Origin of the sequence: Haloglomus halophilum, assembly GCF_024298885.1 — an archaeon.
Lineage (GTDB): Archaea > Halobacteriota > Halobacteria > Halobacteriales > Haloarculaceae > Haloglomus > Haloglomus halophilum.
Genome location: NZ_CP101167.1, coordinates 115,380 through 126,082, shown reverse-complemented (window position 1 = coordinate 126,082; position 10,703 = coordinate 115,380). Strand labels below are relative to the sequence as shown.

At 54.7% G+C, this 10,703-nt stretch carries 7 protein-coding genes; 4 read left to right on the top strand and 3 right to left on the bottom strand.

The annotated features are described in order from the left end of the window. Positions 1 to 226: 226 nt before the first annotated feature. Positions 227 to 1,534, bottom strand: coding sequence for a tyrosine-type recombinase/integrase (locus tag NL114_RS20995; protein ID WP_165896078.1), 1,308 nt, complete (start codon positions 1,532 to 1,534; stop codon positions 227 to 229). 515 nt (positions 1,535 to 2,049) lie between these two features. Here NL114_RS20995 and NL114_RS20990 point away from each other — a divergent pair. Further along, positions 2,050 to 2,991 carry a nucleotidyltransferase domain-containing protein gene (locus NL114_RS20990; protein ID WP_254824809.1) on the top strand — a complete coding sequence of 314 codons (942 nt, stop codon included), beginning with the start codon at positions 2,050 to 2,052 and terminating at the stop codon, positions 2,989 to 2,991. A gap of 100 nt (positions 2,992 to 3,091) precedes the next feature. Next, a complete protein-coding gene (locus NL114_RS20985) occupies positions 3,092 to 3,589 on the top strand; it encodes a Cap15 family cyclic dinucleotide receptor domain-containing protein (RefSeq protein WP_254824808.1) in 498 nt (165 codons plus the stop codon). 4 nt (positions 3,590 to 3,593) lie between these two features. Here NL114_RS20985 and NL114_RS20980 read toward each other — a convergent pair whose 3' ends face one another. After that, positions 3,594 to 4,241 (bottom strand): Cap15 family cyclic dinucleotide receptor domain-containing protein, encoded by a 648-nt coding sequence (locus NL114_RS20980; RefSeq protein WP_165896075.1) that lies wholly within the window; start codon positions 4,239 to 4,241, stop codon positions 3,594 to 3,596. 5 nt (positions 4,242 to 4,246) lie between these two features. Further along, positions 4,247 to 5,143 (bottom strand): nucleotidyltransferase-like protein, encoded by an 897-nt coding sequence (locus tag NL114_RS20975; RefSeq protein ID WP_254824807.1) that lies wholly within the window; start codon positions 5,141 to 5,143, stop codon positions 4,247 to 4,249. A gap of 92 nt (positions 5,144 to 5,235) precedes the next feature. Here NL114_RS20975 and NL114_RS20970 point away from each other — a divergent pair, with 92 nt between their 5' ends. Beyond that, positions 5,236 to 7,824, top strand: coding sequence for a PD-(D/E)XK nuclease family protein (locus NL114_RS20970; protein ID WP_254824806.1), 2,589 nt, complete (start codon positions 5,236 to 5,238; stop codon positions 7,822 to 7,824). Next, positions 7,821 to 10,682, top strand: coding sequence for a UvrD-helicase domain-containing protein (locus tag NL114_RS20965; protein WP_254824805.1), 2,862 nt, complete (start codon positions 7,821 to 7,823; stop codon positions 10,680 to 10,682). Before NL114_RS20970 ends, NL114_RS20965 begins: the two co-directional genes overlap by 4 nt. The last annotated feature ends 21 nt before the right edge of the window (positions 10,683 to 10,703 follow it).

Here is a 10,703-nt window from a genome sequence, read left to right as displayed (position 1 = left end):
AGTCCTCAATTCAATGCTTCAGGCACTCACTGATTCAGTGACTCAATGATTCTATGAGTCGGTGAATTGACTCTCTCCATGATGGCAAATGACGCTATAGATCATGGACTCTTTGATTCTTAACTTCCAGAAATCAATACTTCATTGAATCTGTGACTCTGTGACTCATTGATTCAGTCACCAACCGAGGACAGACATTTGGAATGGCTCGACAGATGGGTTGATGTTACGTTCTCTCTCCGAAGGCTGCGTTAAGTTGGTCTCGCATAAACTCTCGTCGGACTCGACGAGAACGCGAGTCAGACAGGTAATTTTGCATCACTACCTGAGGATCGCTACTACCTTGCTCTGCAGCGATTTCGTCGACACCTTCGAGAACGCCTTCGAGGACTGCTGTATAGGTATCGTACCAGAATCGACGACAGAGCTGTGGACTCGGTCGTTCACCCTCGATCCGCTCGGGGAGATCTGCTTCCAATGCAAGATTTTGGAACCAATTCCGGATTGTATCTCGGGTCACGTACGGCGTTTCTCCCTGAGAGGAGGGGAACAGGTATCCAGTCCACGTATCGTCTTCCGCTAGCTCGTCGATTCGGGAGTCGAGAACGTCCATTCCGTACAGGAGAGACACCTCACCGGGCCCGTTCTTGCGGCTCTTGAACGTGATGAAGGGGATGTCGTCTTTGGGAACGTCACGGTGGAACTGCGATACATGGAGTGCAGCGACCTCACTTGCTCGAAGTCCCCAGCCAGCTAACGCCACCACGAGCAGCTGTTCTCGCGTTGTCTCCGACGCCTGCATCAGTTTCCGAATCTGATTCGCTGAAAGCGAAGGTGTGGGTGAATCTTCGACTTCCCACTTGAATTCGTCGTAGAGGCCGCTCGCAGGGTTCATCGAGGCGACCCGTCGACCGACTAGATGCTGATACCAGGCGTCGACGACGCGCCGCACACGCTGGAGAGTCTGGGCGCTGTATTCGCGTTTAGTTCCCTCATTCAACCAGTCGAATGCTGCATAGCACGCGTCAACGGCTTCGTAGTCTGGATTCTCTTGATCTCGTTGAATTGGTGTAAGGAGGTCATCTGTCCCGTTTGCCTCTCGATAAGCACGGACGTAGAGATTCAGTCGCGTTCGCAGCGCGTCGACGGACGACGTCGCAAGGCTGTATCGTGATTCCCGCCGGTTGAGGAACTGTTCGAGGGCGTCGATTGTTGCATCATCCGTTGTTGCCCATGTGTAGCCCTCTTCATCATCACCGAGCTCGAGGTCCTCGTTCCAGAACTCCCCGAATGAGCGATCGTGATGGCGACGAAGAGCCGCGAGGAATGACCGCGCATCGTGGTCCCGAAACCACTGGTGGGTCGGCTTCTCGCCTCTCGGATCGATACCCTCTGCTTCGAGGCAGGGGGCAATCTCGTCCCAGTACAGGCTCGTGAAGTCCTCGAGCGAGCACGAGGTCCATCGGACACCATCGAAGGATGGCACCCGCTCAGCGTTGGTCTTGCCCTCCTGCTCGGCATCCGATCGACTCATTGTAGCGATCTCTGGGGGACTTGACCGTCCGAAATTGGATTGGTGCAGAATTCGGCTAGAAGCCTTGTCGCGGCCCAGTATGGCGATTCTAAGAGTGGCATATTCGAGTTGTTCAGCATTTCAATCGGATTCCTTATCAGTTTGTGGGTTGGGCAGACCAATTCAGTCTGCTAAACCCACGATGAATTTGGCGATAAAATGCGCCATACGAATAAACCATATGTTGCAATATAGTTCTTCAAAAAATTCCGTATGGAATCGCGAAGGTGGTATGCATTCTACCTATTCTGAGGAAAACCGTTCCTAGAGGATTCAATGGGCGTGTTATCACTTTCACTCTGTTTCGCGAGTGTTTAACTATCAAGCATCCGTACCAATCCTTGTCTCCCACTAGAACCCACCTGGAGATAGAATACAGATGATTCAAGACGACATTATACACCGCGTGGATGCCGTCATCCGCAATCGAGTCGTGACTACACCGTACCTATCGAGTTTAATGGGCAGCTGCTAAAATGCCGATTCCTGAAAGCAAATTTAACGACTGGCATGGTACCGGAGCTGACAAGGGATCGGCTGATGCACGGGATAAGACTCGCCGTGCCCTGATGAGCGAACGCTCTCCTCTCGAACAAGCGGACGAAGATTACGAAGTCTATTTACAGGGCTCATATGCGAACACAACTCACACACGGGGATCGAGCGACGTAGACGTCGTCGCGAAAATCACGTCTGCATGGCGCTCTGATCTTGAGGAGCTCAGCGAGGAAGAGGAGGAACGATACAACGAAGACCACGATGACGCCGATTATGACCACCGTGATTTCTACGATGATGTGCTGACGGCACTCAGGATCAAGTTTGGCCGTTCAGCTGTTACTCCCGGTAATAAGGCAATCAAAATCGACAAGGAGCGGACATCACTACTTGATGTCGACGTTGATGTGGTCGCGTGCGGTGAATACCGTGTCTACCGAACGTATCCCGAAGGCGGCGATGAGGACGCGGAAATCGACAAAGGAATGCACTTCATGCCGCAGAACGGCAACGATCGTGTAATCAACTTCCCTAAGATTCACCGCGAGAACGGACGGGAAATGCACTCGAACTACAAGGAGACCGTCCGTATATTCAAGAACGCACGCTATTACTACAACAACCATTTCGATACCCTCTGGACGATTGATGCGCACTCGTACGGGATCGAGTGTCTCATCTACAACGTTCCTGAGAGCATTCTAAAGCGAAACAGTCGATCAGATCGGTTCGACGAAATCCTCACCCACTTAGAAGACGCGGATTTCTCAAGCTTTGACCAGGTTTCCGAAATGGAGGCTTTGTTTGGGGATAGCAACACCCAATGGAGTACTGATGAGGCGGATGAACTCATAACCCGTCTCCGAGAAATGTGGGAAGACTGGTACGACAAAAAGAAAAATGCACAACTTTTCCACTGACCAAGCGAACCGGCATCAGCGATACATCCTAATTGGGATCCTTACTGCTGTAATCTATCTGGGCGGAATCAGCGTTTTTGGTCCTGTACTCGGACTTTCGATGGGCGTTGTCTCATCCGCACTCTACTTCGGTTTCACGAGATATCTCTGGAAGTGGGAGTGGTTACACGATAAGGGAGTGGTCGCTGTTCCGAACTTGAATGGTACATGGGAAGGACATCTGTACACCTCCGTCGACGCGGACCTCATCCCCGACGAGCAGATTGTTGACAATGGACGCCAGATTGAGGGGCTGACAAAGCAGGAAACCAGTATCGAGATTAACCAGACCTGGGATAAGATACGTGTTTCATTGGATGGGCCGGAGTCACCTTCACATAGCCGAGCAGCGACGATCTTGGTCAAAGAAAAAGCCTGGCCGACACTCTCGTATAACTACTGGAATGATGGGAGTACCACCAACGAAGAGCTTGATCCACATTATGGGACTGCTATCTTAGAATACGATGAGCGCGAAGACAAACTCGAAGGAAAGTACTACAACCGCCCTGATCAGCGGGGAACCCATGGGATACTGGAACTGTACAGAGTGAACTGAGCATTCACTCCGATTTCACGAAGTACATTTCTCCGTAGTTCTCACGGCCAGGACCTGTGTAATAGAATCCCTCTAGTACTGTTTCGTCAGAGTCTGTTTTTAAGGCTAAGTCGGCGGTTCCGTAGTGTCTTGTCATCGAAGACGCTGAATCTGGGTCTGGATCGTTCTCATACTGGTAGTTGAGGCTCGGCCAACGCCCATCTTCAGTCAATACGGTTGCGCCAGTACTGTCTGACTCGGAATTGTCGGTCTCCAGGTGGATGCTAATTTTCCGCCATGTCTGAGTGATTCGTAGCGTCGCTGCGACCCGCTGCATTTCCGCGTTCGGGTCGTTCGACGCGTGAAGTGCATCATCCGGAATGACGCCTTCATACGAGGTTTTCACATATCCCGTCCACTCTCCGTTGAAATCAGGAACTTTTGACGCTCCTATTGTGCGGGCGATTCTTGTCTTCCAGATGAACCGGCTGAACGTCGCTGTAAGAAGGGTAAATCCCACTCCCCAGGAGATCGTAATGCCCGCGACTGCTGGTATGACTGCACTGAGCGTTGTTGAAAGCCATCCCACGACAAGGGCGGCTGCATAGGCTGCGAATCCAAGAATACCGTATACAGTCGGCCTATTGTCGTTGTCTGTTGAGTAGGTATGCATCGCTACTAATCCTCTTCATAGAAGCGTCTGGCCTCGGTGACGAACGCTCTGGCGTGTTCGACATCCCACTGGGTCGTCTCGTCACCAAACAACGGTTGCATCCCATGCTGTACAGTATAGTCAGGGAATCCTTCTGCGGAGTCGGCTTCGAGTTCGTCGAGTATTCCTTCCACTCGATCGCGAATATCATCCTTTGCGATTGTGGCAGTCTCGACGTTTGAGAGGAGACACTCGATGAAGTATGAGGCGGCGTTCTCTTTCTCAATAGCGCCGTTCTCTGCGAGTGTATTCCTGAAGTTCTTGAAAATACGGACCGTTGGTTTGTAGTTCCCGTTTGTATATTCGTTGTACCTGGTGCCCATGATCCGATGACGGCGTGGGAAATTGATGATCTTCGTCCCGTCTGGAGTCCAGAATACAATTCCTTTCATGTGGTTTCCTGGCTGGCGTGACCAAAATCGTCGATACTGGAGACAGGGAACGACATCGGCTCCAAGGGGCAACTCATCACTTTCCACTTCGATTGCCTTCTCACCACGTTCGACGTTGCGTGTCCCGTATTGAGCTTGGAGGGTTCGATACACCCCTTCGGCATGCTCCTCGAACATCTGCTGTGGATTTCGATCAGGGGCATGGCTGGCGGCATGATCAGGGACGTGAGAAAAATCCGCATGGAAAGTGTCTGTCCGAATGACAAGAATGTCTACGTCACCGGAATTGTATACCATGGTCGTGTTCCGGTACGAACCTTGGAGGAGGGTGGCGAATTCTAACCCTTCACTGACACCCTGGAGGCCACCTTCCTCTAGGTCATCCCGGAGTTCGCGGTTGGTATCTCGAGCTTCTTCTTGATTTGCAGTTTCTGAATGTGTCCAACGGTTCAGTTTTGCACGAGATATCATCTGTTGTGTAGTCCGATGTGCCTGGTTGTTATCATACTCCCGAATGTCTGTCCAGCGATACATATTTACAATCCACTTGAGTTCGCTAGTCCGTGTCAATTACACGAGCGAAATCTATCGATTCTCTCTACGAGAAATGCAAGGATTTCGACCTTGTGCTCGTGCCGGACGCGCCGATGGCGAGTGCCCTGAACAGGCGTCTTGACCAACCTCACTTCGGGCCATTCGCGATCACACCACGGCGCCTGGCTGCCCGACGCCGAGAACAGGCCGAGGATCGACTCGCGTTCCTCGAAATCATTCAGACGACTGACCTCAACTGGAAGGAGACGTCCTATGCGGTCGGGAACATCCTCCAGTGCTGGGAGTACCAGGGAACGGCTGACGCTGTTCTGGACTACGAGCAGTTCGCGACGACGGCAACGCACACTGCTGTCGACTGTATCGCAGAGATGGACACGACGTCTAACCGTCTCACTGAGTACAGTATCGAAGCCGACACGTCGGTCGCTGTCGTCGGCTTCAAGCAGCTTACCGAACTCGAACGCTCGATCCTTCCCCCAGACTACGAGACGGTCGACCCGTTCACCGAGGAGTCATTCGACCATCCATCGTTCCGCATTCTCGACTCACCGGCCGCAATCGTCGACGCGGTCCTCGATACAGTCACACAGGAGAACGCTGACGACGTGGCTGTCGTCCTCGATGCAGCTAGCCAATATTCCTCGCTCATTGAGTCGGCGCTGGAAGCTGCAGAGATTCCATACTATGGCGGTCCGGGGTTCAATGACGATGCCCGTCACCGTGCATTTCTACAGCTCCTTCGAAGTGCCCACGCTGGCCAAGATACGCGAGTAGGCGACGTTCGACCACTCCTCACCCAGCTCGGGATGCCCGTCGACATCGAGCACGACGAGAAGCGTCTCTACGACCTTGACCACCCGGAAGTAGACTGGCTCCTTGAGTTCCGTGATGAGATTCGTGCCCGCACATTCGAGGAGGCCATCGACGAATACGAAGCAGTCACGGATGCCTCTATCGACGCCTTCAGAGAGGAACTCGCGACGGTCGGCCTCCTCGACGACGCCGTCACCGAACCGGCAGTTGACCGTCTCGAATTCTACTTGCAGTCGTACGAAGTGCCTGTGGATCGGGAGAACGAAGGTGTCCTATTGGCAGATGCAAAATCGGCCGCTCATGTCGACCGCGCCGTCGTGTTCTATCTCGGCCTCGACGAAGGTTGGACACATTCGTCGCCTCGTCGCCCGTGGGTCGACCGAGATCAGGAGTTTGAACGGAACATTCGGCAGTTCCAACTTCTCCTGCAGAACGGCGTCGACCAGTACTACCTCGTGCAGGACACCGCCGGTGGAACGCCTGTCACCCCGTGCCTATACTTTGAGGAACTGTTCGACGAGGAGTTCGACCGATTCAGTGATTTGGACTCACTGCAGCATTCACGGGCGTCTCGAACGACACAGGACGGATTCGAAAAAGAACCACTCGATGTCTCCCACGAGGAAGTCACCGCACTCAGCCAGTCGAGTCTGAACTCCTACGTCAACTCCCCCCGTGATTACTTCTTCAGTCGACTCGTCGACAACCCGGACAAGGACCACTTTAGGGAAGGGAACCTGTTCCACGATTTCGCGGAGTTCTATGTCTCGCATCCGGACGCCATCACGTCTGATACACTCGACGATGTAGCCGCAGCCATTCTCGACGAAGTCGACCCGTTCCTCCGGGGCGTCGACCGGGAAGTTCGACTCACCAAGTACCGCGTCGGTCTCCAGACCATCGTTGAATTCCTGAATGCAAACTCACCTCACGGTGACGGCCTGGTGACGCCTGACGGTGGTTGGGGAGAGAACTTCTTCGCCGAGTATTACGACCGCCCCATCGATGCGTCGCACACTGAACGTTGGTTCGAGAACACTGATCTTGGGTTGAAGGGCAAGATCGACCTCGTTCACAGCCCGACCCGACTCCTCGACTACAAGAGTGGCTCAAAGAAGTCAGCATACTCGATTGTAAAGCATTCGGCGCTTGATCCACCGAGCGACAAACCAAACTTCCAGGCGTTGCTGTATCTCGCCCACCAGCGAACTGAGCACCCGGATGAGGAACTGCGATTCACGTTCTTTCACTTCCTCGAAACGCTTGATGATGTGGTGACTGGGAATGGGTCTCTCGAAGACTGCCTCACTACGGTGACCTACTATCCAGTCACCTTCGAGGAATACATCGCGAGCCCAGCTGTCTTCACGGAACTGCAGGAAGACGCCGCGAACGACTGTAACAAGACCTTCTCGAAGTCGACGTACGAAATCTACCGGGCTGTGTTGGATAGGTATGAGTTTCCGGACACCAGCGACAGCGACGAACTCATCGAATCGGAATTCGGCGACGCACTCACCGAGCGACTGATCGCTGATGTCGGGGACTACAAGTATGTGAAAAAGGGCTGTAAGCAGGCACTACGACACTTGCTACGGATCCGCAACCAGAACTACTTCACCGGCGACGTGGACGCATTTGAGCAGTTCGTTCGAGAGCGCCTATCGGAACTGAACACCCGCCGTGCGGGTAACGAGCGCTTCCCGGTTCAGGGACTCGGTGGCGATCCAAACTATCGGTACGTGGACAACCGCGATTGCATCCTGGAGGGTGAGTCACGATGACTGCACCAAACGACCAACAGCAAGACCTCATCGACAGCAAACAGGGCATCCACGTTGTCGACGCCGGCGCAGGGACTGGAAAGACGTTCACCGTCACCCGTCGATACGCCGAAATCGTCGACCAAGACGACGTCGAACCTGAGGACGTCCTCCTCGTGACGTTTACCAACAACGCGGCGACGGAGATGAAGGACCGAATCGTCGCCCACTGTGACTACGGGATGCGTGAACTCTCGGACGCACCGATCCAGACGTTCCACAGCCTCTGTCACGACATCCTCATGGAACGCGGCTTCGAGGCACCGACGCTCCTCGGCATCGACGACCGCATCACGGGGTCCACACGTGTCCTCGAAGACGAGAACGTCGAGAAGGCGCAATTCCGCGAGTTCATCCGTCGGTTCAGCGACGACCATCCCGAGTACGACGACTTCTTCCGCGCTATCGAGGAACCAGTCGAACTCCTCGGGTTAATCAATCAGCTCGCGGCGAAAGGTGTCTTCCCGACGGCCGATGGCTGGTACCGGAACGGCGAGCGGCATCTGGACGGTGATTTCGAGACGTTCCGCGGGATCTTCGACGAGCTGAACCAGCCCCGAAACGACGGGAACAAGCAGTCGAAGCTTCGCTCGAAACTCGGCGGCTACGGAGACGACAAGTGCTACCTCCCAGACGCGCCCGAGGAGGACGAGATCCGTGGCGGATGGGGTGAGAAGCAGGTTCCTGATGGCGTCGCACAGCTGGTGTTTGACGAACAGCGAGAGGGCCTCAAGAACTTCGTTCACGACGTCTACCACGAGTACCTTGAGTTCGCACTCAGTCGGAACTACCTCAACTTCAGCTTTCTTCAACTATTTGCGTTCGTCCTGCTCTGTGACGACCATCGACTCCGCGACGATGTCGCGTTCGAGTACGTAATGATCGACGAGTTCCAGGACTCTAGCGAGATCCAGTTCAAACTCGCTCTCCTGCTCGCGAACACGAACAACGTCTGTGTCGTTGGCGACTGGAAACAGAGCATCTACTCGTTCCAGTATGCTGCCGTCGAGAACATCACTGAGTTCGAATCCCGGCTGGATCGGTTCGTCGACGAACTCAACGAGGACCACGAGCGAGTGTCGTGGGCGACCCGCCCGATCATCGATATCGAACTCGTCGAAAACTACCGGTCGACGCAGGACATTCTCGACTTCTCCGAGCACAGCCTGGTGACGTCCGCGGCGAGCACGGACGACGTCGACGAGACGGCCGTGCGAGATAGAATTGTGTCGCTCTCCTCGAACGCAGCGCACGAGAACTCTCAGATAGCGGCGATTCAACACGAAGACGAACACGAAGCCGTTCTGACCAAGATTCAGGAGATCGTCGGGAACGACGCGTATCAGGTCGAGGAGGATGGGGACCTTCGTCTGCCAGAGTACAGTGACATCGCCGTTCTCACCCGGACTCGTGACTTCGGCCGAGAACTCCTCTCTGTCGCCGAGGCGTATGGGTTGCCGATGGCGTACGAAGGAGGCATCGAGTTGTTCCGGTCTGACCCGGCGAAGCTTCTCCTGGCGTGGCTGCGAATCCTCGAATCCGACGCGGAGCGGGGATGGGCAGTCGTGCTTGAGGAAGCTGGCTACACGCTCGACGAGGTCAAACACGTGCTCGATAGCGAGGAGTACCCCACCAACATGCAGGCGTTCAAGTCCGAGCTTGCGTCACTGGAGACGGTCGGTGGGGTTGTCCAGCGCGTGTTCTCCCAGTACGACTACGACGGGGCCTACGCTGACGTGCTGCTGACGACGATTCAGTCCGTTCACAGCGCGACGACATTGACACGAGGTGACCTCATTCGATTCATCGAACGCGGCATCGAAGACGGAAGCACCCACGAGGTCCACGCGAGCGCCGGTGTGAATTCGGTGACGGTCCAGACCATCCACGCGGCCAAGGGACTCGAGCATCCCATTGTCGTGCTCGCGAACATGAACTCCCATTGCTTCCCACCGTCAGGCGGGAACAGTAACGCGATCACGTTCGACGATCCGATCGGGATACGCCAGCGGAAACTCTACGCCGACGATCACGGGTATCCTCACATTCACGACAACTGGCGGGCCGACGTCCTTCGAAAGTGCCTGCCGCGTGGATACGATGAGGAACGACGCTTGCTCTACGTCGCGATGACGCGGGCTGAGAGCCACCTCGTGTTCGCTGCAGGCGAGAGCCCGAATACGTTCATCGAAGAGCTTCCGGTCGACCTCGAGGAACTAGAACCCAACGTTCAGGAAGACGATATCGACGAGACGTCGCAGGGGAACTTGCAGATTGCTGTGCCGACTCCGGATGGTCCAGTCGGTCACTCGCCGCATACGCTGATGCGTGACGATGTGTTCGAGGATGTCGATGACGGGAGAGGGACAGCGTTCGGAACGCAGACCCACGAGTTCGCTGAGCGCTACGTACTGGAAGGAGACGTCGAGCCCTCGAACGACGATGAACGTCACCTCAAGTCGCTCATGGATTCGCTCGATGGTGAGCTACGAGTTGAGGAGGATGCGTATCTGCCACTCACCGTCGACGGCGAGCAGGTCACCATCTCTGGAATCGTCGACCTCGTTCACATTCGTCCCGATACCGTCGAGATCATCGACTTCAAAACCGACCTCGGGCGGCACGCCGAGGATGAGTATCGGAAGCAACTCAGCGTGTACTATCACGTGCTGAATGAGTGGTTCTCTAGCCGAGAGGTGACCGCAGGGATCTTCTATACTGCACAAGGGGTCCGTGTTGATATTGACCCACTCTCGAAAGCGGACCTAGTCGCACTAATTGGTCGAGAACAGCGTTCGGAAGCCAGCGTTGTCGAGTAGTCATACCGCAGATCCAGATAT

Excerpts from the sequence above, each read along its gene's own strand:
- NL114_RS20995 (WP_165896078.1), bottom strand. The coding sequence starts at position 1,534 with ATGAGTCGATCGGATGCCGAGCAGGAGGGCAAGACCAACGCTGAGCGG.
- NL114_RS20990 (WP_254824809.1), top strand. The coding sequence starts at position 2,050 with ATGCCGATTCCTGAAAGCAAATTTAACGACTGGCATGGTACCGGAGCT.
- NL114_RS20985 (WP_254824808.1), top strand. The coding sequence starts at position 3,092 with ATGGGCGTTGTCTCATCCGCACTCTACTTCGGTTTCACGAGATATCTC.
- NL114_RS20980 (WP_165896075.1), bottom strand. The coding sequence starts at position 4,241 with ATGCATACCTACTCAACAGACAACGACAATAGGCCGACTGTATACGGT.
- NL114_RS20975 (WP_254824807.1), bottom strand. The coding sequence starts at position 5,143 with ATGATATCTCGTGCAAAACTGAACCGTTGGACACATTCAGAAACTGCA.
- NL114_RS20965 (WP_254824805.1), top strand. The coding sequence starts at position 7,821 with ATGACTGCACCAAACGACCAACAGCAAGACCTCATCGACAGCAAACAG.